A 20,188-nucleotide genomic window follows, 5' to 3' on the forward strand; every position below is an offset into this window, starting at 1 on the left:
ACGCGTCAGGGAGCGAGGATCACCGAGCGGGTGAGGTGGCGCGGCCGGTCCGGGTCGAGGCCCCGGGCGGCGGCCACGGCGACCGCGAGGCGCTGGGCGCGGACCAGTTCGGCGAGGGGGTCGAGACGGCCCTCGATCCACAGTCCGCCGGTGGAACGCACCTGTTCGGCCAGCCCCTCGGGCGCCGCACCGAACATCCAGGTCGCGGTGCCGCTCGTGGTGATGCTGATCGGCCCGTGCCGGTACTCCATCGCCGGGTAGGCCTCGGTCCAGGACAGCGACGCCTCCCGCATCTTGAGCCCGGCCTCGTTGGCCAGGCCCACGGTCCAGCCCTGGCCGAGGAAGGTGAACTGCCCGCATTCCACGAGCCCTTCGGGCAGGTCGGCGGCGAGCGCGGTACGGGCGTCGGCCACGGCCGCGTCCGTGTGCAGGCCGAGGTGGGCGCGGAGCAGGGTGAGGGCGGTGGTGGCGAAGCGGGTCTGCACGACGGACCGTTCGTCCGCGTAGTCGAGGACGGCGATGTCATCGGCGGCCGTCATGACGGGTGTGTCGGGGTCGGCGGTGATCGCCGTGGTGCGGGTACGCCCCTTCAGCCGCCCCAGCAGGTCGAGCACTTCGGTGGTCGTACCGGAGCGGGTCAGGGCGAGGACTCGATCGTACGAGCGCCCATACGGGAACTCCGACGCCGCGAAGGCGTCCGTCTCGCCCTGACCCGATCCCTCGCGCAGAACGGCGAACGCCTGCGCCATGAAATACGACGTGCCGCAGCCGACGACCGCCACCCGCTCCCCCGGCGCCGGAAGCGCCCCGCCGAGGCCGGCCGCCTCGGTCGCGGCGCGTGACCAGCACTCGGGCTGGCTGCTGAGCTCGTCCTCGACATGGGTCATGTCGCCGCCCTTCTGGCTTCCATGCAATCTGCATGCTTGTTCTTGCAAGATATCGCGAGTTTTCAAGCAGAATCAAGCAATCCGCTCTGGAGGTGTGCGCTAAGGTCGCCGAGAAGATCGAGGAATGGAGGGCCGATGTCGCGCGACGCCCGCTGGAAGGCGCTGCTGGAGCTGCTCGTGGAGCGGGGCCGGCTGGACGTCGAGCAGGCGGCCGCCGAGCTGGAGGTGTCGTCCGCCACGATCCGCCGTGACTTCGATCAACTGGCCGAGCAGCAGATGCTGGTCCGCACCCGGGGCGGCGCGGTCGTGCACGGGGTGTCCTACGAGCTGCCGCTGCGCTACAAGACGGCACGGAACGCCTCCGAGAAGCAGCGCGTCGCCAAGGCGGTGGCCGAGCTGATCGCGCCCGGCGAGGCGGTCGGGCTGACCGGCGGTACGACCACCACCGAGGTGGCGCGAGCTCTGGCGGTGCGCAGCGACCTGTCGTCCGGCACGCCCGCGCTGACCGTGGTCACGAACGCGCTCAACATCGCCAATGAGCTGGCCGTACGTCCGCAGTTCAAGATCGTGGTCACCGGCGGGGTCGCCCGCCCGCAGTCGTACGAACTCATCGGGCCGCTCGCGGACGGGGTCCTGGCCCAGATCACGATCGATGTGGCGGTACTCGGCGTCGTCGCCTTCGACGCCACGCACGGCGCCGCCGCGCACGACGAGGCGGAGGCTGCGATCAACCGGCTGCTGTGCGAGCGCGCCGCACGGGTGATCGTGGCGGCGGACTCCAGCAAGCTGGGCCGGCGCGCATTCGCCCGGATCTGCGCGGCCGAGGCGGTGGACACGCTGGTCACGGACGCGGCGGCGGATCCGGAGACAGTGCGGCGCTTCGAGGAGGCGGGAGTGCGGGTCCTCGCGGTCTGAGCCCACGTACCCCCTCAACCCCGACCACCGCCGCTGCGCACCCCCAGCCCTCGCCAATGCCGCCCCCGCTCCGCTCGGCCGGGCCCCCGCCGGCCCGATTCCACCTACCCTGGGATCGAGGCGCATGGCGGGCCAGGGAGGCTGCGATGAGCACTACCCCCATCGAGACGGGCACATCCGGGTCGGCGCGGTATGTGCCGATCGCCGACCACGGCCTGATCGGCGATCTGCGCAGCGTGGCCCTGGTGGGCACGGACGGCACGATCGACTGGTACTGCTGCCCGTCCTTCGACGCGCCGAGCGTGTTCGCCTCGATCCTGGACGCCGAGCGGGGCGGCTGCTTCGAGCTGGCGGCGTCGGTGCCGGCCCGGACCAAGCAGTTCTACTTCCCCGACACCAACGTCCTGATCACCAGGTTCTTCACCGAGGACGGCGTCGGCGAGGTGCAGGACTTCATGCCCGTCGACGGCGATCCGGCCGAGGTCGAGCGGCACCGGCTGATCCGGCGCGTGGTGTGCGTACGCGGCTCGATCCCGTTCCATTCGCGCATCGCGCCCCGCTTCGACTACGGCGCCCGGACGCACACCGTCCGTGTGGAGGGCGAGGTCGCGGTCTTCGAGTCGGAGGAGTTGTCGCTCGGGCTGACCTCCACCATGCCACTGGAGGCCGACGGGCCCGATGTGCACGCCGACTTCAAGCTCTCCGAGGGCGAGACGGCGGTGTTCGCGCTGGACCAGGTCGGCGCGCTGCCCCTGAAACGGTGCGCGCGGACCGAGGCCGAGCGGCAGTTCAACAGCACGGTGGCGTACTGGCGGGATTGGCTGTCCGCGTCCAAGTACCGGGGCCGCTGGCGGGAGATGGTGCACCGCTCCGCCCTGACCCTGAAGCTGCTCACCTACGCGCCCACCGGCGCGATCGTGGCCGCCCCGACGACGAGTCTGCCCGAGCAGCTCGGCGGCGAACGCAACTGGGACTACCGGTACATGTGGGTGCGCGACGCCGCTTTCTGCGTGTACGCGATGCTGCGGCTGGGCTTCACGACCGAGGCCGAGGCGTTCATGAAGTTCCTCACCGACCACGTCAGCCGGGGTGACGGCTCGCACACCGGCCCGCTGCAGGTCATGTACGGCATCGACGGCCGCGCCGATCTGCCCGAGCGGGTCCTCGACCATATGGAGGGCCACCTCGGCTCCGCGCCGGTGCGCGTCGGCAACGCCGCGTCCGACCAGCTCCAGCTCGACATCTACGGCGCGCTGATCGACTCGATCTACCTCTACGACAAGTGGGCGCAGCCGATCTCCAGCGGCCAGTGGGACAACGTGTGCGCGCTGGTGGAGTGGGTGTGCAAGCACTGGGATCAGCCCGACGAGGGCATCTGGGAGACCCGCGGCGGGCGCAAGAAGTTCCTGTACTCGCGGCTGATGTGCTGGGTGGCGATCGAGCGGGGCATCCGCATGGCCAACCGCCGCGGCCTGCCCGCCGATCTGCCGCGCTGGCAGGAGAACCGGGACAGGATCTACCGGCGGATCATGAGCCGGGGCTGGTCCGAGACACGCCAGGCCTTCGTCCAGCACGAGGACGGCGACGTACTCGACGCGGCCGTGCTGATGATGCCGATGGCGAAGTTCATCGCGCCGACCGACCCGAAGTGGCTGTCCACCCTCGACGCCCTCACCGAGGACCTGGTGTCCGACTCGCTGGTCTACCGCTACGACCCGGAGGCGAGCCCCGACGGAATGCGCGGCGACGAGGGCACGTTCTCGATCTGCTCGTTCTGGTACGTCGAGGCCATGGTCCGGGCCGGCCGGGTCGACGAGGCGCGGCTCGCCTTCGAGAAGATGCTGACGTACGCCAACCATCTGGGCCTGTACGCCGAGGAGATCAGCCACACCGGCGAGCAGCAGGGCAACTTCCCGCAGGCGTTCACCCATCTCGCGCTGATCAGTGCCGCGTTCAACCTGGACCGTGCCCTCGGATGAAGCCGGTTCACGTCGCTTATCGGCGCGACATCCAACTTAGGTGAGGCTAACCTAAACAGGGTTCCCAACTCACCCGAAGGGCAACCCGAGATGACGCCTGCCTCGATCTTCCCGTACGTCATGCCGGCCCCCGCGATGCTGCCCGACGACACCACGGGAAGGACCCTCGACCCGGACCGGGCGGCGCTCGTGGTCCTGAACCTACAGCGGCGCTTTGTGCGGGTGCTGGCGGAGGAGGGCGCCCCGGTCGCCGAACTCCTCGCGAACACCGGTCGGCTGGTGGCTGCCGCGCACGCCGCCGACGTGCCCGTCATCCACTCGGTGCCGGCCCGGGAGCGCGGACCCGCCCGGTACGTACGGCGTCCCGGTCCGCCTGCCGACCGGGACGGTGAGGCGTTCGCCGAGCAGGTCGAGCCGCGCACCGGGGACGCGGTGCTCACCGCCCGCAAGCACAGCGCGTTCGCCCGGACCCGGCTGGACGGCCGGTTGCGCGACCTGAAGCGGGATCAGGTCGTGATCGCGGGGCTGTTCGCCCGGGTCGGGGTGCTGATGACCGCCGCCGACGCCTGGGTGCAGGACCTGGAGCCGTTCGTGGTCGCGGACGCCGTCGCCGACGCCTCCGCCGGGAGCCACGGGTTCGCCCTCGAATGGGTGGCGGACACGTGCGGCGCGGTGACGTCCACGGACCGGGTGGTGGCGGCCTTCGGCCCCGCCGTGCCGGCGGCGTAGGCGGTCTGACCGGCTCGGACCAGGTCCACGGCTCGGTGCGGCCATACGGTCCTCAGTGCCCGTGCCCGGCGGCCTCCTCATGCGGGGCCGCCTCATTCGTGGCCCCCGCACGGACCGTGAACTCCGCCGTGCGCACCTCGCCCTCGTGCTTGAAGTCGAGGAACAGGCGGTACGTGCCGCTGCTCGGCGCGGTGGCCGTGAAGGAGACCCCCGGGCCGGGGTTCGTCGTGCCGTCGCCGGGTTCGCCGTTGGGGTGGACGTGGAGGTAGGCGAGGTCGCCCGAACGCAGGGCCACCAGGTGGCCGTAGGCGCCGAGGTAGGGCTGGAGGTTGGTCACCGGGCGGCCGTTGCGTGAGACCTTCAGCTTCAGCTCGCCCGCCTTGCCGGGGCTCAGGGCGCCGTCGAGGCGGACCTCGTAGCCGTTGGCCTTCGCGGTGGTGTTCGGGGCGGGCAGTTTCCGCGGCTCGTAGGTGCCCGAGGCCGCCAGGTCCGCGCCCAGGGTGAGGTTCTCGGCGCCCTTCTTCGCCGGGGTGAAGTCGGCGAAGACACGGTATCCGCCGGCGCGGGGCAGCTCCACGGGGATGCTCCAGGTGCCGTCGGTCGCGCGGGTGGGGTGCAGATGGCGGTAGGTGACCAGGTCGCGTGAGGCGACTATGAGGTGGAGCTCCTTCTCGTGCTCACGCCGGAAGGCGGTGACGGCGCGGCCGGCGCTGTCGCGGATGACGAAGCTCAGATCGGCGCGCGCGCCGGCGGCGACGCTCGATGTCGTCAGGTCGAGGGCGTACCCGCCCTCGGAGATCTGCAGCCCGCCGGCCGGTGTCGTCTCGTGCCCGCCGTGGCCGTCGCCCTCCGCCGGTTTCGCCGACGTCTCGCCGTGGCTGTCGTGCCGGGCGGGCGCGGGATCCTCGACGACGGGGTCGATGCCCCTGCCCACCCCGTAGGCGGTCCCGAAGGTCGCGGCCAGCGCGGCGGCGAACGCGGTGATCCTCAGTCCGGCATTCATGGCGGTCTCCTGCGGGTCGATGCTTCGGTAGGGTCCCTTCGATGCACTTCACGATACCCCTAGGGGGTATGAAGTCAACCTTCGGCCAACCCTTGCCTCGCCTACCCCCTGGGGGTATACATGGAGACCGGTAACGATACCCCCACCCCGTACCCCGGTCGAACTCGGCCCCGTGCCCAGGAGGAAACCCATGGCCACCACCACGTACGCCGTCGCCGGTATGAGCTGCGCCCACTGCAGGGCCACGCTCACCAAGGTCATAGGCGAGCTGGACGGCGTCACGGAGGTCGACGTCGATCTCGCCACCGGACAGGTGACCGTCACCAGCGCCACCGCGCCCGACGACGTCCTGATCGCCGAGGTCGTCGACGACGCCGGCTACGAGCTCACCGGCCGCGCGGCCTGACCCGCACCCCCGAACAGCCGGGCCCGGCCGCGCCGGGCTCCGTCCGCACCCCGCACGAGGAGCAGGGATGACCACCACCGCGTCCGACGCCACGACCGAGGTAGAGCTCGCCATCGGCGGCATGACCTGCGCCTCGTGCGCGGCGCGCATCGAGAAGAAGCTGAACCGCATGGACGGCGTGACCGCGACCGTCAACTACGCCACCGAGAAGGCGAAGGTCAGCTACGGCGATGACGTCTCCGTCCAGGACCTGATCACCACGGTGGAGGCGACCGGGTACACCGCGCAGGAGCCCGCGCCACCCGCGCGGGAAGACGCCGGGACCGGTGACGAGCACGATGAACTGCGGCCGCTTCGGGAGCGGTTGATCACCGCCGTGACGCTCGCCGTGCCGGTCGTCGCGATGGCGATGATCCCGGCGCTGCAGTTCGAGTACTGGCAGTGGCTGTCGCTCACGCTCGCGGCGCCCGTCGTGACGTATGCCGCATGGCCCTTCCACAAGGCGGCACTGACCAATCTGCGGCACGGCGCGGCCACCATGGACACGCTGATCTCGGTCGGCACGTCGGCCGCGTTCGCCTGGTCCCTGTGGGCGCTGTTCCTCGGCACCGCCGGCGAGCCCGGTATGACGCACCCCTTCGAGCTGACCATCTCCCGCGGTGACGGCTCCGGGAACATCTACCTGGAGGCCGCCGCCGGTGTCACCGCCTTCATCCTGGCCGGGCGCTACTTCGAGGCCCGCAGCAAGCGCAAGGCCGGCGCGGCACTGAAGGCCCTGCTGGAGCTGGGCGCCAAGGACGTCACCGTCCTGGGCGTGAACGGCGGCGAACGGATCGTTCCTGTGGCGGAGTTGCAGGTCGGCGACCGCTTCCTAGTCCGTCCCGGCGAGAAGATCGCCACCGACGGGACCGTCGTCGAGGGCTCCTCCGCGGTGGACGCCTCGATGCTGACCGGCGAGTCCGTCCCGGTCGAGGTCGCGCAGGGTGACCCGGTCACCGGCGCGACGATCAACGCGGGCGGGCGGCTCGTCGTCGAGGCGACCCGGGTGGGCGCCGACACCCAACTCGCCCGGATGGCACGCCTGGTGGAGGACGCGCAGAACGGCAAGGCCGCCGCGCAGCGCCTCGCGGACCGGATCTCCGCCGTGTTCGTGCCGATCGTGATCGCCCTGGCACTCGGCACGCTCGGCTTCTGGCTGGGCAACGGCGCCGGAGCGGCCGCCGCCTTCACCGCCGGGGTCGCCGTGCTGATCATCGCCTGCCCGTGCGCCCTGGGCCTGGCCACGCCGACCGCGCTGATGGTGGGCACCGGGCGGGGCGCCCAGCTCGGGATCCTGATCAAGGGCCCGGAGGTGCTGGAGTCCACGCGGAAGGTCGACACGATCGTCCTGGACAAGACGGGCACCGTGACCACCGGCCGGATGACCCTGCTGGCCGTGCACACCGCCGACGACACGGACGAGACCGAAGTCCTGCGCCTCGCGGGCGCGTTGGAGCACGCCTCCGAGCATCCGATCGCCCGCGCCGTGGCCGACGGCGCACTCGACAAGCTGGCCGCGCTGCCCACGCCGGAGGACTTCGCGAACGTGCCCGGCCTCGGCGTACAGGGCGTCGTCGAGGGCCACGCGGTGCTGGTCGGTCGGGAGAGGTTGCTGGCCGACTGGGCGATGGAGCTGCCGGAGGACCTGCGGCGGGCCAGGTCCGACGCCGAGGCAGCCGGTCGTACCGCCATCGCGGTCGCCTGGGACGGCGAGGCACGGGCCGTGCTCGAGGTCGCCGACGCGGTGAAGGAGACCAGTCCGGAGGCGATCCGGCGACTGCGCGGCCTCGGCCTCACCCCGATCCTGCTCACCGGCGACAACCGGGCCGTCGCCCAGGCCGTCGCCCACGAGGTGGGTATCGCGCCCGAGCATGTGATCGCCGAGGTGCTGCCGCAGGACAAGGCCGATGTCGTCAAGCGGCTGCAGGGCGAGGGCCGTTCGGTCGCGATGGTCGGCGACGGCGTCAACGACGCGGCCGCGCTGGCCCAGGCCGACCTGGGCCTGGCGATGGGCACCGGCACGGACGCCGCGATCGAGGCAGGCGATCTCACGCTGGTGCGCGGCGATCTGCGCGTGGCGGCGGACGCGATCCGGCTCTCCCGCAGGACGCTCGGCACCATCCGCTCGAACCTGTTCTGGGCCTTCGCCTACAACGTCGCCGCGCTGCCGCTCGCCGCCGCCGGACTGCTCAACCCGATGATCGCCGGGGCGGCCATGGCCTTCTCCTCGGTGTTCGTGGTCGGCAACTCCCTGCGGCTGCGGTCCTTCCGGGCCGCGAACTGACAACGCACCGGGCGAGGGGGGTGCCGCGCACGTGCGGCACCCTCCTCATTTTCGACGGCGTATCAGCCGAAGGCCTTCACGGCCTGGTAGTACGTCCACGCCGTGCTGGTGCAGGCGGCCTTCGTAGCACCGCCATAGTTGGCGCACACACGCTTGAGGTCCTCGTAGAAGGCGCTGTCCACACGCGACTTGTTGGCGTCGAAGGCGCCTATCGCCTTGTAGTTGCGGTAGCCGAAGTCGTGCCGGGCACAGGACGTGGAGAACGGGAAGCCGAAGGGGTTGTCGGGCGAGGAGGAGCAGTAGTCCGTGGACCAGTCGAACCCGTACGCGGACCAGGCGGACTGGTTGGCGCGGGCGGACACCCAGGCGTTGTAGCTGGACGCGCTGGTCTGGGTCCAACCGGACAGAACCTGGGGCTTGTCGGCGGGTGCGGCGTCGGCGGCCGTAGCGGTGGCGAAGACGGCCGCGAGGGAGAGGGCTGAGGCGGCAAGACCGGTGGCGAGTCTGCGGTGCATTCCACACCTCCATGAGGCTGCGACCCGCCCATCGGGTCGCAGGTTCATGACAAGATGATTGACACCCGAACGGTCCCTTTACACCGCATCCCGCCTAATGGCCCGTTAACTCATGGACATGCAAGGAGATCAGGGGATGAACTCGACGTCATCCTCCCCTGCGTACGTCCACGGCGGTGACCGCCATCGCCAGCGGTCCCGGCACCAGGAACGCGAGCGGTACCAGCATCCAGGCGCACAGGGCGGCGGTCGCCACCGCGAGCAGCACGAGGCCGCTGCCGCCCGCATCCCGTACGGCATCGCGGGCGGCCTCCCGCAGCGCAGCGGGCCAGTCGGTCAGCGACGCGGGGCGTGCGCAGGCCCGCAGGCCGACGACCAGAGCGCCCGCCCCGATGACGGCCGCCGTCGCGGCGAAGGCCGCCCCACCCGGCAACCCCGCGCCCGCCAGGGCCAGATCGGCGGCCACCAGCAGTACGCCCACCAGCGCGAGCGCACCCGCCGCCAGGTCGCCGGTCCGCAGCCGTCGCCGTAGCAACGCGAAGTACCGGCCGGCGGTGGCCGGTTGGTCCTCCCGGGCGCCCCGCAGCACCGCGCACGCCGTCGACAGCGCGGCCGGGGCGGTCAGTACGGGCAGACACGCCACGGCCGTGGCGAGGCCGACGCTGAGCACATCGGCGAACAGGGTCATCCGCGGGCCGAACACCTCGCCCGCCTCGCGGGCCGGCATCTCGCTCACCCCTTGACCCCGGAGCTGGCCATGCCCTCCACCAGGAAGCGCTGGAAGGCGAGGAAGAACAGCACGATCGGCAGCAGCGCGATCACGGACAGCGCGAACATCGGGCCGAACGCGGAGGTGCTGGAGGCGTCCACGAACGACCGCAGGGCGAGCGTGAGCGTGAACTTGTCGGGGTCGAAGAGATAGATGAGCTGCGTGAAGAAGTCGTTCCACGTCCAGATGAAGGTGAAGATCGCCGTGGTGATCAGGGCGGGACGGGTGAGCGGCAGCACGACCAGGAAGAAGCTGCGGAACGGGCCGCAGCCGTCGATACGGGCCGCCTCCTCCAGCTCGCGGGGCAGACCGCGCATGAACTGCACGATGAGGAAGACGAAGAAGGCCTCCGTCGCCAGGAACTTCGGCAGGATCAGCGGCCAGTAGGTGTTCACCAGACCGAGCTGGTTGAAGATGATGTACTGCGGGATCAGCACCGCGTGGTGCGGCAGCATGATCGTCGCGATCGTGAACGCGAACAGCGGACCGCGGAACCGGAAGCGCAGCCGGGCGAAGGCGTAGGCGGCCAGCGAGCAGCTGATCACGTTGCCCAGGACCGCGCCGCCCGCGATCAGCAGCGAGTTGCTCAGCAGCCGCCAGATGGAGACGTCGTTGACGCCGTCCAGCGCCGTGGAGTAGTTCGACCATTCCAGGTGTCCGGGCAGCAGGTCCAGGCTCGCGATGACCTCGTCGGCCGGCTTGAGCGAGGTGGCCAGCAGCCAGGCCAGCGGGTACAGCATCACCAGCAGGGCGGCCAGAGCGCCGAGGTGCAGAGCGATCCGGCCCCAGCGAACGGGCTTACGGGTGACGGCGGTTGCGGTCATCGGTCCCCCTCGGAGGCGTAGAAGACCCAGGAGCGCGAGGTACGGAACAGCACCGCCGTGACGGCGCCGATCACGAGCAGCAGCACCCAGGCCATGGCGGAGGCGTAGCCCATGTGGGAGGCGACGAAGCCGCGGTCGTAGAGGTAGAGGGTGTAGACGAGGGTCGAGTCGGCGGGGCCGCCCTTGCCGGCGCTGAGCGCGAAGGCGGGTGTGAAGACCTGGAAGGCCTGGATGGTCTGGAGCACGAGGTTGAAGAACAGCACCGGGGACAGCATGGGCACGGTGACGGACAGGAACTGCCGCCACCTACCTGCCCCGTCGACCGCCGCCGCCTCGTACAGCTCGCCCGGGATCTGCTGGAGCCCGGCGAGGAAGATGACCATCGGCGCCCCGAACTGCCACACCGTCAGCAGCGCCACGGCGAGCAGCGCCCAGCCGGGCCGGGTGACCCAGCCCCCGGTGCCGAACAGGTTGTCCACCGTGCCGCCGTCGTTGAAGATCGCCCGCCAGACGAGGGCGATGGACATCGACGCGCCGAGCAGCGAGGGGGCGTAGAACGCCGACCGGTAGAAGCTCTTGCCGCGCTTCATGGACTTCAGGGCGAGCGCGACGGCCAGCGCGAGGGCCAGTTGCAGGGGGACGGCGATGACGACGTACGTCAGGGTCGTCACCACCGACCGCCAGTAGCGCGGGTCCTCGGTGAACATCTGCGCGTAGTTGCGCAGGCCCACCCAGCGCGGCGGGTTGAACAGGTCGTAGTCGGTGAAGGACAGATACAGCGACACCGCCATCGGCAGCACGGTGAGGACGGCCGCGCCGAGCACCCACGGGGAGAGGAACACCCAGGCGGGGCCCTGGCGTTCGCGCTTGGGGCGGCGTTTGGGGGTGGTGGTCGCGCCCGGCTTCCTTGCGGCGGGTGCGGGTATGTCGGTGGTGGTCATGACCGCAGCTCCGCCTTCGCCTCGGTGACGTAGTCCTCGGCCGCCTCGCGGGGCGACATGCGCTCGTACGACACCTGGTCGTAGTCGCGCTGGAAGGTGGTCTGGAGGGCGTTGTCACCCGAGGGCGGCGCCTGCGGCGGGTCCTCCAAGGTGCCTTCCAGTGAGGTCTGGTAGACGGCGATGGTCCTGTCGAAGTCCTTGAGCTGCGGGTCGGTCTCCCGTCGGACGGTGTCGTTGACGGGGATGCCGCGGGTGGCGCCCAGGACCTTCGCCGCCTGTGGGTCGTTGATGAGGAAGTCGACGAGCCGGGCCGCCTCCTCGGGGTGACCGGTGTCGGCCCCGACACCGAGGAACATCGACGGTTTGAAGTACTGGCCGGGGGTGCCGTCCTCACCAGTCGGCATCGGCGCGAGCGCGACACCGCCGGGTATGAGGGCGAGGTAACCGCTGGCGGGAGCGTCCCAGTTGGAGTCGGCCACGGCCTCGCCGCGCCCCAGCGGGGTGTTCTCGACGGATCCGTCGAGCTGGGTGGTCTGCTCGGCCGGTGAGACGACGCCCTCGCGGCGGAGCCGGTCGGTGAAGGTCCACCAGCGGGTGAGGTCGGCGGCGGTGAAGCCGAGTCCGCCGTCCTCGGTGTAGAGGGACTTGCCCTGGCCGCGCAGCCAGACCTCGAAGCAGTCCTCGCTCTGGCCGGGGTCGGTGGCGCCGGGCTTGCCGGTCCGCTTCGCCAGGGCGCGCATGGCGTCGGCCCATTCGCTCCAGGTCCAGCTCTTGGCCGGCAGCGGCACCCCGGACGCCTTCCACGCCTCGACGTCGTAGGCGACCGTCTCGGTGCCGCGGCCCTGTGGGATCGCGTACTGCGTGCCGTCCAGCCGGCCGGTGGCGAGCAGCCCCGCGTCGATCTCACCGGTGCGCAGTACGGACTTCTGCCTGCCGAGGTCGAGCAGGACGCCGCCGGAGGCGTACTGGTCGATCTGCCGGTAGTCGAGCTGCATCACGTCGGGGGCGTCGCCGCCCGAGGCCTGCACTGCGAGCTTCTGCTTGTAGGCGTCGTAGGCCGAGAAGGAGGTCTGCACCTGGATGTCCGGGTGCTCCTTCTCGAACAGGGCGAGGGCCTGCTCGGTGCGCTCCGCGCGGTCGGGATTGCCCCACCACGTGTAGCGCAGCACGACCTTGCCGCCGCCGACCGACTCCCCGGATCCTCCGCAGCCCGCCAGCACCGCGCAGAGCGCCAGTACCGCGGCCGAAGCGCAGAACCCCTTTTTCCTGTGTCCGGGCATGCCGAGGTCACCTCTCCTCTCCTCGGTTCTTCTGTTGGCCCCCCGGCCCCTGCGGCCCCCCTCTGACCGCCCCTTGCGAAACGCGGTTACTCGCTGTCGTACGGCAGCGTCGTCCCGGGCAGGTTGTACTCGTCCCGGCGACCGCACATCCCGAACCCGCCGAGCCTGGTGGCTTCGGCCTCGTACGCGGTCGCGTCACCGAGGTACGCCGGCTCGCCCGCCTCCAGCGCGTCGAGCTGGGCGCCCGTGCGTTCGGCGGTGGCGAGCGCGCCGGCCCGCCACAGCTCCCGCCAGTTCGGCACCTTGGCGCGCACGAGCCGCGCCGCGGCGCGCTGGAAGTCCAGATACGGGTCCTTGTCCCCGGCGACGAGCGCCTGGCGCAGGGCGAGGTAGCCCTCGACGGCGAGGTCCCTGCGGCGCCGCGCGGCCGCCGCCGTGTCCGGGCCGGTACCGGGCGGCAGCGCGGCCGCGGCCGCGTACCGTTCCGGATCCGCGAGCACCTCGGACGGGAACGTGAACACCGCGTCGCCGGCCTCCGGCAGCCCGCTGTTCTGCATCAGCACGGTGACGCGCAGATCGCCGTCCTGGACCATACGGTGCACGGTGCCCGGCGTGAACCAGGCGACGGAGCCCGGCTCCAGGGGGATGTCCCGGTAGCCGTCGGGGCTGAGCGTCTGAACGGCGCCCCGGCCGCCGGTGACGACGTACGCCTCGGTGCACACCAGGTGCAGATGCGGGCTGCCGCCGCACACGCCGTCGGCGGCCTCCCAGTCGTAGGCGCTGAGGTGGGACAGGCCCACGGCGCCGGGCAGCGGGTGCGGAAGGGCCGGCTTCACCACGGCATGCCCTCCAGGTAGGAGCCCACCTGTTCGCGCTCCCAGGCCCCGTCGGCGAAGACGACCCGGTAGCGGTAGTCGAAGGACTCGCCCGGCGGCAGCTCGAACTCCTCGAAGAACGCCCAGGAGAACGCCACCGTCGGGATCGGTTCGGAGCGTACGAACCAGTGGGACTCGTGGCGGGCGTCCAGGTTCTCGGGCGCGTGCGCGAAGACGAGTGTGGAGTGCCCGTCGATGTCGTCGTGCTCGGTGGTGCAGGCGAGCCACGGGCCCTGACTGCCCATCAGCTTCTCGGCGTCCGCGTCGGAATCCGGCGCGAAGACGGTCCCGCCGGTGAAGTCGCGCGGGCCGCGCCACTGGAGTCCGGTGTAACCGGCCAGCTCCCTGCCCTCGGTGGTCGGGGACCCGAACCGCAGTGGCTCGGCACGGACGTTGGTGAGCCGGATCGACCAGTCCAGCGCCCAGGCGCCGGCCTCCTCGTCCACCGAGTGCACGGTGAGGCCGCGCAGTTCGCGGGCCCACTCCTCGCCGCCGTTCTCGACCCAGGTGAGCTCCTCGGCGAAGGTCAGCCGGTCGTCCTCGACGGCGAACACCGGGAAGCCGTCGTGCCGCATGGAGCCGACCCGTTCGGGCAGGGCGAGATAACCCTCGCCGTGCACATAGCTGTTGCCGCCCCAGAAGTTCTGTCCGGACAGATGGCTCGCCGTCATCTGCAGACCCTTGTGCCAGCGGTGGTCGCTGGGCCGGTAGCCGGTCACGGTGTGCCCGGCGAGGGTGCGCACCGGATGGGCATAGGGCTTGCGGGACTCGAAGGCGTCCGGGTCGGGGCGGTAGACATAGCGAAGGATCTCGGTGCCGTTCGCGGCCGTCACCGCGATGTGGTCGCCGTGCGCGTGGGTGACGCGGATGCTCATGCGCGCTCCTTGGGGGCCCAGTGGGGGTGGTCTCCGTGCATGGCCCGGTAGTAGGGGTCGCCGGGGCCGATCTCACCCGCGTGCACCGGGTGCCCTGTGAACGCGGACTTGTACAGGGCGGCGGCGAAGTCGAGGGTGGCCCGCGCGTCCGGACCGCTGCCGGGCGGCCGGACACCGTTGTCGCGGGCATCGAGGAGGGCGCCGAGCTGTGCCGTGTGCGAGCTGGGGACGTCCGCCGCGGGGGTGCGCCAGGCGGTGGCGCGCTCGGAGGGGACGTGCGGGGCGGGGGTGTAGACCCAGTCGTCGTTGCGGTGGCCGTAGAGATGGGTGAGTTCGATCGTCGCGTCGGCGCAGTCGACGCGGATGCGGCTCACCTCGTGCGGGGAGAGCACGCTGTTGACGACGGTGGCGAGGGCGCCGTTCTCGAACCGGACGAGGGCCGTCGAGACGTCCTCGCTCTCGGTGTCGTGGACCAGGCGGGCGGCCATGGCGCGTATCTCCGTCCACGGGCCGAGGAGGTTCAGCAGCAGGTCGAACTGGTGGATGCCGTGCCCCATGGTGGGCCCGCCGCCCTCGGTGGCCCAGCGCCCGCGCCACGGCACCGCGTAGTACGCCGCGTCACGGTGCCAGGTCGTCTGGCAGTGCGCGACCAGCGGGGCGCCCAGCTCACCGCCCGCGATCAGCTCACGGGCGTGCACGGCGCCGGAGCCGTACCGGTGCTGGAAGACCACCGACGCATACGCCCCCGACGCCTCCTCGGCCGCCGCGATGTCGTCGTACTCGGCGAGCGACAGACACAGCGGCTTCTCGCACAGCACCCAGGCGCCCGCCTTGAGCGCGGCGATCGTCTGCTCCCGGTGCAGGGACGGCGGCGTGCCGATCAGGACCAGGTCGGGGCGTACGGCGTCCAGCATGTCGCCCGTCGAGGTGTACCCGGCGACCTCCTCGCCCGCGAGCTCCCGGAAGGCGTCCAACCGGGCCCGGTCCACGTCGACGGCGGCCACCAGCTCCACCCGGTCGGCATGGGATCTCAGGGCGGGGAGATGACTGCCGCTGACGATGGCGCCGGTGCCGATCACGGCGACGCGGCGGCGGGCGGGGCGTGGGGACATGCGGTTCTCCTCGGACAGCCGGCGGACGGCCCGCTTTCAGAAAGCGCTTGCACTTCGAGGGCGACCCTAGGCAGGGACGGAATGTCAGGACAACCCCTCTGCGGTGAGATCCACAAAGCCCGACCAGTTCGGCTCGGCCCACCTCCCGCACGCTCCCCTTCTCGTCGCCCGCTCAAACCGGCGAAGATCGCAAGGGCTTTCCGACCCGGCTGGGTGCGTCAACTCCCCCTCTACCGAGCGGTGTTGACAGCATCCGGGATTGACGCCACGGTTGATGACTCGTCGTGCTCGGGAGGTCACCGATGGCAGCAGCCGGCACCGATGCCGAGTTGGTCGCCCGCATACGGTCCCTGCGACCCCTGATACGCGAGCACGCACCGCGGACCGAAGAGCAGCGGCGGGTGGTACCCGAGGTCGCCGCTGCGCTGACGGACGCCGGGATCCACCGGATGAACGTCCCTCGGCGGTACGGCGGCTACCAGAGCCGGCTGCGCACCCAGGTCGACGCGGTGGCCGAGATCGCGGCGGCGTGCGGCTCGACCGCGTTCAAGACGGTGATCCAGGCCGGCTGCTCCTACATCGCGGCGCTCCTGCCCGACGAGGCGCAGGACGAGATCTTCACCCGCCCGGACGTCAAGATCGGCGGCACCCTGGTGCCGGACGCGACGGCGGTCCGGGCGGACGGTGGCTACGTCGTCAACGGCACCTCGGGCTTCGCCACGGGCTGCCACGACGCCGACTGGCATCTGCTGACCGTCCGGGTCGAGTCCGAGTCCGGCGACGGTCCGCCCGAGGTGCTGTGGACGGCCGTGCCGATGGCCGATCTGGAGATCCTCGACGACTGGTACGTCTCGGGGCTGACGGGCAGCGGCAGCAACAGCGTCGTCGCCCGGGACGTGTTCGTGCCGGCGCACCGCGCGCTGCCGATCGGCCCGTTGCTGGCGGGCCGGTTCCCGTCGAAGGCCAGCGCCGACGACCCCTTCTACCGGATGCCCGTCCTGCTGATGTTCTGTGCCTGGACGGCGCCCAACGCCCTCGGCCTCGCCCGGTCCGCCCTGGCGGAGTTCACCGAGCGCAGCCACCGCCGGGGGATCACGTACACCTTCCACACGCGGCAGAACGAGGCGACGGTCACCCATCTGCAGGTGGCCGAGGCGGCCATGAAGATCTCCTGCGCCGAACTGCTGACCGCCGACTTCATCTCCGCCATCGAGTCGCGGGCCGAGTCCGGCGAGCCTCATCCGCCCGAGGAGCGGGCCGGGATCCGTGCGCAGAACGGCTATGTGACCCGGCTGTGCAAGGAGGCCGTCGATCTGCTCGGCTCGGCCTCCGGGGCGTCGTCCCTGCAGCTGGACGTGCCGATCCAGCGGGCCGTGCGCGACCTGCACGCGCTGAGTCTGCACTCGTTCGTGAACCCCGCCACCAACCTGGAGATCTACGGCCGGGTGCTGTCCGGCGTCGATCCGGGCACGCCGTTCCTGTGACCCCGTCCGGGCCGCTCACCCCTTCTTCAGGAAGCGCCGCAGCCGGGTCAGCGGCCAGGTGTTGATCACGTCGTCCTTGGTGAGCCAGCCGCGCTGCGCCGTGCCGACGCCGTAGCGCAGGTTGGCCAGGTGGATCACGGCGTGGGCGTCGCTGTCGACGGCGAATTTCACGCCGTGCCGCCTGGCCCGCAGGATGTCCTCGTCGCGCAGGTCGAGCCGGTCCGGATGGGAGTTGATCTCCAGGGCGGTGCCGGTGCGGGCGCAGGCGGCGAAGACCGCGTCGAGGTCGACGTCGATGCCGGGGCGCTTGCCGATGAGGCGGGTGGTGGGGTGGCCGATGATGTTGACGTGCGGGTTCTCGCAGGCCCGGACGATCCGCCGGGTCAGTGCCTCGCGCGCCTGGTTGAAGTGCGAGTGCACCGAGGCGACGCACAGGTCGAAACCGGCGAGGAACTCCGTCGGCCAGTCCACGTCGCCGTCGGGGTCGATGTTGAGCTCCGCGCCGTGCAGCACCCGCATGCCGCTGCGGCCGCCCCGCCTGCCGTACTCCCCGTCGAGCTCGCGGACGCGTTCACGCTGGGCCAGGATCCGTTCGTCGGTCATGCGCTGCATGGCCATGTCCGGGCCGTGGTCGGTGACCGCGTAGTAGGCGTAGCCGCGCTCGGCGGCAGCGGCGACCATCTCCTCCAGCGGGGCGAGTCCGTCCGTGAGGTCGGTGTGGGTGTGCAGATCTCCCCGGATGTCCTCCTCCTGGATCAGGTCGGGCAGCTCACCGCGCAGCCCGGCCTCGATCTCGCCCCGGTCCTCCCGCAGGGTGGGCGCGATCCAGGGCAGACCGAGGCGGGCGTACACCTCCTCCTCGGTCTCGGAGACGATCTTCTTGCCGGTCTCCGTGTCGAACAGGCCGTACTCCGAGAGCTTGAGCTTCTTGTGGACCGCCATCTCCCGGGTGCGGATGTTGTGCGCCTTCGCCCCGGTGAAGTACTGCATCGCCGCGCCCCAGGAGTCCGGCGGTACGACCCGCAGGTCGACCTGGAGGCCCTTGCCGGTGCGGATCGACGTCTTCTTCGCGCCGTGCGCGATGACCTCCGAGACATACGGCAGCTCGGTGAAGGCCCGCATCACCGGCTCCGGCTTCGTCGCCGCGACGAGGATGTCGATGTCGCCGATCGTCTCGCGGACCCGGCGCAGCGATCCGGCGTAGGAGCATCGCTTGCAGCCGGTGACCTGCGACATCTCGGCGACGATGTCCTCGGCGAGGCTCATGGCGACGTCGATGAGGACCCGGTCGCCGGAGGACTGCAGCAGGCCGATGCCGTGCAGGATGTTCTCCTCCGTCTTCGGCCCGAAGCCCTTCAGGTCGCGCAGCCGCTCCTCGTGGACGGCGTCGGCGAGCTCCTCGGTCGTGGAGATGCCCAGTTCCTCGTAGAGGACCATCGCCTTCTTCGGGCCGAGTGTCGGAATCGCCGTCAATTGCCGGACACCTGCGGGAATCTTGGCGCGCAGTTCCTCTACGGCGGAGATGCTGCCGTCGGCGAAGTACTCGACGACCTTCTCGGCGATCGACTTGCCGACGTTCGGGATCTCCTTCAGGCCCTTGACGTCGAGCGTGGACACGTCGGCATGGTGGCCGCCGATCGCCCGGGCGGCCTTCTCGTAGACACGTGTCTTGAACGCGTCCCCTCCGGTGATCGAGATCAGATCCGCGTACTCCTGGAGCAGCGCGGCTACCTCGTCGTTGGACCGAGCCACGCCTCCAGGGTGGCACGGGAGGGCCGACCGGACGAGCCAAGGGCCTGGTGGGGGCCCAGGTCGTGTCCGCAAGGTCCCGCCTGCCCCGCCCTGCGGGCGGACGACGGGACCTTGCGGACACGGCCTAGGGGCCCAGGGGTGTGGGTGGAGTGGCCGTGGGATCGGGGCGGGGTATCGGGGCCCGCATGGGCGGGTGGGCCGGGGTCGCTCGTTCCTTCGTCAGGGCGCCTGCGATCCTGCGGGCCACGAGGGGGTCGGCCGGCAGGGTGTGGGAGGCGAACCAGCGGGCGGCGGCGGGGGCGGGGGACGGTTCGACGAACTCGGCGCCGGCGTAGTCGTCGAGCGGTGGGTCGTAGATGTAGCCCGCGACCACGCCATGGCTGACGAGGCGTTCCACCAGGGCGTCGCGGTCGTGGACCAGGAGCGGTACGCGGAAGAGGGAGGGCGGGCCGTCGTGTGCCGCGCGCTCGCGCAGTGCCGGGGTGGCCCAGGTGGTGCCCGACAGCAGTGAGACACCGGCCCGGCGCCGGGCGAGGTCACCGTCGAGCAGCGCCATCCGCAGCTCCAGTTGCCCGCGGACCAACGCCCCGTGGCGGGAGCGGAAGCCGTGCAGGTCGACCCGTACCCAGGGCTCGTACGCGGCCAGGCTCGGCGCGTGACGGGCGCTGCCGGCGAGGCGCGGCGCGTGCAGGGCCATGCGGAAGTCGTCGCGTTCGAGCAGCCCGAAGCGCTGCATCGTGCGCCACACCGGGCGCACCAGGTGCAACGTGCGGACGGCGGACCGTGCCAGCGGCCGCAGTGTGGTGGCGAGGTCGGCGCGCAGACGCCGGGGGGTGAGCAGGTCGTCGCGCAGCAGCTCCAGCTCGCGCCGGGTGCGCACGTCCTCGACGGCGAGGAAGCCGCCGGCCATCCCCGCGACGTGCTTGGACAGGCTGAACGCCGCGGCCGTCCCGAAGGTGCCGATCGGCTGCCCGTCCACATGCGTGCCGATGGCGTGCGCCGCGTCCTCGATCAGCGGGATCCCCAACTGCTCGCAGCGGCGGCGCAGTTCGACGACCCGGTCCGGCATGCCGTACAGGTTGGTGGTCAGGACGGCGTCGACGTTGCGCCAGGTGGACTCCGGTACGGCGGCCGGGTCGATGTTGCCGTCCCACTGGGACACGGGGGCTTGTACCGGGCGCAGTCCGGCGGCGAGGACGACGAAGAGGATCACGTCGTCGTTCACCGGGGACATCAGCACCCGTCCACCCGGCCGGCACCAGCGCCGCAGCGCCAGATACAGGGCCAGTCGGGCCGAGGGCGTGTAGACGCATTCGCGTCCGATGCGCCGTGTCATCATCGCGGCGAGCCGCGATCCGTACGGCATGGTCACCTCTTCCGTGGAAGGGTCCGACGAAGGGTTGCCCGAGGCGGGCGGTGCGCGCTTTCGAACGTTCGAGACCGTCGCGCACGGAGGTGAGACCGCGACGGGCCAGGGGTACGACGCCGACGCGTGCGCATGACGCGAGCGGGTTCCCGC

At 71.1% G+C, this 20,188-nt stretch carries 18 protein-coding genes; 6 read left to right on the forward strand and 12 right to left on the reverse strand.

Annotation, left to right across the window (positions count from 1 at the left end; genetic code table 11):
* Positions 1-5 precede the first annotated feature (5 nt).
* The gene (locus ACFQ6S_RS10970) at positions 6-887 is read right to left on the reverse strand and encodes an SIS domain-containing protein (protein ID WP_383406151.1); all 882 of its coding nucleotides are present in this window, start codon (positions 885-887) and stop codon (positions 6-8) included.
* A gap of 135 nt (positions 888-1,022) precedes the next feature.
* On the opposite strand from ACFQ6S_RS10970, the gene ACFQ6S_RS10975 reads away from it, so the two are divergent.
* The 3 genes from ACFQ6S_RS10975 to ACFQ6S_RS10985 all read left to right on the forward strand — a co-directional run bounded on the left by ACFQ6S_RS10975 (position 1,023) and on the right by ACFQ6S_RS10985 (position 4,510).
* Entirely contained in the window at positions 1,023-1,802 is a 780-nt protein-coding gene (locus ACFQ6S_RS10975; RefSeq protein WP_383406154.1) for a DeoR/GlpR family DNA-binding transcription regulator, read from the forward strand.
* Between the two features lie 146 nt (positions 1,803-1,948).
* On the forward strand, positions 1,949-3,781 hold the full coding sequence (locus ACFQ6S_RS10980; protein ID WP_383406157.1) for a glycoside hydrolase family 15 protein: 1,833 nt from the start codon (positions 1,949-1,951) through the stop codon (positions 3,779-3,781).
* A 90-nt stretch (positions 3,782-3,871) separates the two neighbouring features.
* Complete coding sequence (locus ACFQ6S_RS10985) at positions 3,872-4,510, forward strand: isochorismatase family protein (protein WP_383406160.1); 639 nt, start codon at positions 3,872-3,874, stop codon at positions 4,508-4,510.
* A 52-nt stretch (positions 4,511-4,562) separates the two neighbouring features.
* Here the strand turns inward: ACFQ6S_RS10985 and ACFQ6S_RS10990 are convergent, their stop codons facing one another.
* Complete coding sequence (locus tag ACFQ6S_RS10990; protein WP_383406162.1) at positions 4,563-5,513, reverse strand: hypothetical protein; 951 nt, start codon at positions 5,511-5,513, stop codon at positions 4,563-4,565.
* Positions 5,514-5,703: 190 nt separating this feature from the next.
* On the opposite strand from ACFQ6S_RS10990, the gene ACFQ6S_RS10995 reads away from it, so the two are divergent.
* Positions 5,704-5,919, forward strand: a complete 216-nt coding sequence (locus tag ACFQ6S_RS10995; protein WP_383406165.1) for a heavy-metal-associated domain-containing protein — start codon at positions 5,704-5,706, stop codon at positions 5,917-5,919.
* A 67-nt stretch (positions 5,920-5,986) separates the two neighbouring features.
* Positions 5,987-8,242, forward strand: a complete 2,256-nt coding sequence (locus ACFQ6S_RS11000) for a heavy metal translocating P-type ATPase (protein WP_383406168.1) — start codon at positions 5,987-5,989, stop codon at positions 8,240-8,242.
* Between the two features lie 62 nt (positions 8,243-8,304).
* Here ACFQ6S_RS11000 and ACFQ6S_RS11005 read toward each other — a convergent pair whose 3' ends face one another.
* From ACFQ6S_RS11005 to ACFQ6S_RS11040, 8 genes are all read right to left on the reverse strand, one after another.
* Positions 8,305-8,757, reverse strand: coding sequence for a phospholipase (locus tag ACFQ6S_RS11005; protein WP_383406171.1), 453 nt, complete (start codon positions 8,755-8,757; stop codon positions 8,305-8,307).
* Positions 8,758-8,905: 148 nt separating this feature from the next.
* Positions 8,906-9,484, reverse strand: coding sequence for a hypothetical protein (locus tag ACFQ6S_RS11010; protein ID WP_383406174.1), 579 nt, complete (start codon positions 9,482-9,484; stop codon positions 8,906-8,908).
* Positions 9,485-9,489: 5 nt separating this feature from the next.
* Positions 9,490-10,350 carry a carbohydrate ABC transporter permease gene (locus ACFQ6S_RS11015; RefSeq protein WP_383406177.1) on the reverse strand — a complete coding sequence of 287 codons (861 nt, stop codon included), beginning with the start codon at positions 10,348-10,350 and terminating at the stop codon, positions 9,490-9,492.
* Positions 10,347-11,291 carry a carbohydrate ABC transporter permease gene (locus ACFQ6S_RS11020; RefSeq protein ID WP_383406180.1) on the reverse strand — a complete coding sequence of 315 codons (945 nt, stop codon included), beginning with the start codon at positions 11,289-11,291 and terminating at the stop codon, positions 10,347-10,349. The genes ACFQ6S_RS11015 and ACFQ6S_RS11020 overlap by 4 nt, the downstream gene beginning before the upstream one ends.
* Positions 11,288-12,571: an ABC transporter substrate-binding protein gene (locus ACFQ6S_RS11025; protein WP_383406182.1), complete on the reverse strand. Its 1,284-nt coding sequence runs from the start codon at positions 12,569-12,571 to the stop codon at positions 11,288-11,290. The genes ACFQ6S_RS11020 and ACFQ6S_RS11025 overlap by 4 nt, the downstream gene beginning before the upstream one ends.
* 86 nt (positions 12,572-12,657) lie before the next feature.
* Positions 12,658-13,410 carry a cupin gene (locus ACFQ6S_RS11030; RefSeq protein ID WP_383406185.1) on the reverse strand — a complete coding sequence of 251 codons (753 nt, stop codon included), beginning with the start codon at positions 13,408-13,410 and terminating at the stop codon, positions 12,658-12,660.
* Positions 13,404-14,321: a PmoA family protein gene (locus ACFQ6S_RS11035; RefSeq protein WP_383406188.1), complete on the reverse strand. Its 918-nt coding sequence runs from the start codon at positions 14,319-14,321 to the stop codon at positions 13,404-13,406. The genes ACFQ6S_RS11030 and ACFQ6S_RS11035 overlap by 7 nt, the downstream gene beginning before the upstream one ends.
* Positions 14,318-15,433: a Gfo/Idh/MocA family protein gene (locus ACFQ6S_RS11040; RefSeq protein ID WP_383406191.1), complete on the reverse strand. Its 1,116-nt coding sequence runs from the start codon at positions 15,431-15,433 to the stop codon at positions 14,318-14,320. The genes ACFQ6S_RS11035 and ACFQ6S_RS11040 overlap by 4 nt, the downstream gene beginning before the upstream one ends.
* 302 nt (positions 15,434-15,735) lie before the next feature.
* Here ACFQ6S_RS11040 and ACFQ6S_RS11045 point away from each other — a divergent pair, with 302 nt between their 5' ends.
* Positions 15,736-16,917, forward strand: coding sequence for a flavin-dependent monooxygenase (locus tag ACFQ6S_RS11045; protein WP_383406199.1), 1,182 nt, complete (start codon positions 15,736-15,738; stop codon positions 16,915-16,917).
* 15 nt (positions 16,918-16,932) lie between these two features.
* Here ACFQ6S_RS11045 and polX read toward each other — a convergent pair whose 3' ends face one another.
* Together polX and ACFQ6S_RS11055 are read right to left on the reverse strand one after the other, a co-directional pair.
* Positions 16,933-18,669: a DNA polymerase/3'-5' exonuclease PolX gene (polX, locus tag ACFQ6S_RS11050; RefSeq protein WP_383406202.1), complete on the reverse strand. Its 1,737-nt coding sequence runs from the start codon at positions 18,667-18,669 to the stop codon at positions 16,933-16,935.
* Between the two features lie 124 nt (positions 18,670-18,793).
* A complete protein-coding gene (locus tag ACFQ6S_RS11055) occupies positions 18,794-20,035 on the reverse strand; it encodes a DegT/DnrJ/EryC1/StrS family aminotransferase (RefSeq protein ID WP_383406204.1) in 1,242 nt (413 codons plus the stop codon).
* Between the last annotated feature and the right edge of the window lie 153 nt (positions 20,036-20,188).

The sequence above is a fragment of the Streptomyces sp. NPDC056479 genome (assembly GCF_042795335.1).
Classification (GTDB): domain Bacteria; phylum Actinomycetota; class Actinomycetes; order Streptomycetales; family Streptomycetaceae; genus Streptomyces.

Bases quoted from the DNA above. Each gene is read 5' to 3' on its own strand.
- ACFQ6S_RS11045 (WP_383406199.1), top strand. From the start codon at position 15,736: ATGGCAGCAGCCGGCACCGATGCCGAGTTGGTCGCCCGCATACGGTCC.
- ACFQ6S_RS10975 (WP_383406154.1), top strand. From the start codon at position 1,023: ATGTCGCGCGACGCCCGCTGGAAGGCGCTGCTGGAGCTGCTCGTGGAG.
- ACFQ6S_RS11035 (WP_383406188.1), bottom strand. From the start codon at position 14,321: ATGAGCATCCGCGTCACCCACGCGCACGGCGACCACATCGCGGTGACG.
- ACFQ6S_RS11015 (WP_383406177.1), bottom strand. From the start codon at position 10,350: ATGACCGCAACCGCCGTCACCCGTAAGCCCGTTCGCTGGGGCCGGATC.
- ACFQ6S_RS11000 (WP_383406168.1), top strand. From the start codon at position 5,987: ATGACCACCACCGCGTCCGACGCCACGACCGAGGTAGAGCTCGCCATC.
- ACFQ6S_RS11025 (WP_383406182.1), bottom strand. From the start codon at position 12,571: ATGCCCGGACACAGGAAAAAGGGGTTCTGCGCTTCGGCCGCGGTACTG.
- ACFQ6S_RS11040 (WP_383406191.1), bottom strand. From the start codon at position 15,433: ATGTCCCCACGCCCCGCCCGCCGCCGCGTCGCCGTGATCGGCACCGGC.
- ACFQ6S_RS10995 (WP_383406165.1), top strand. From the start codon at position 5,704: ATGGCCACCACCACGTACGCCGTCGCCGGTATGAGCTGCGCCCACTGC.
- ACFQ6S_RS10985 (WP_383406160.1), top strand. From the start codon at position 3,872: ATGACGCCTGCCTCGATCTTCCCGTACGTCATGCCGGCCCCCGCGATG.
- ACFQ6S_RS10980 (WP_383406157.1), top strand. From the start codon at position 1,949: ATGAGCACTACCCCCATCGAGACGGGCACATCCGGGTCGGCGCGGTAT.
- ACFQ6S_RS11055 (WP_383406204.1), bottom strand. From the start codon at position 20,035: ATGCCGTACGGATCGCGGCTCGCCGCGATGATGACACGGCGCATCGGA.
- ACFQ6S_RS11010 (WP_383406174.1), bottom strand. From the start codon at position 9,484: ATGCCGGCCCGCGAGGCGGGCGAGGTGTTCGGCCCGCGGATGACCCTG.
- ACFQ6S_RS11005 (WP_383406171.1), bottom strand. From the start codon at position 8,757: ATGCACCGCAGACTCGCCACCGGTCTTGCCGCCTCAGCCCTCTCCCTC.
- ACFQ6S_RS11020 (WP_383406180.1), bottom strand. From the start codon at position 11,291: ATGACCACCACCGACATACCCGCACCCGCCGCAAGGAAGCCGGGCGCG.
- ACFQ6S_RS10970 (WP_383406151.1), bottom strand. From the start codon at position 887: ATGACCCATGTCGAGGACGAGCTCAGCAGCCAGCCCGAGTGCTGGTCA.
- ACFQ6S_RS10990 (WP_383406162.1), bottom strand. From the start codon at position 5,513: ATGAATGCCGGACTGAGGATCACCGCGTTCGCCGCCGCGCTGGCCGCG.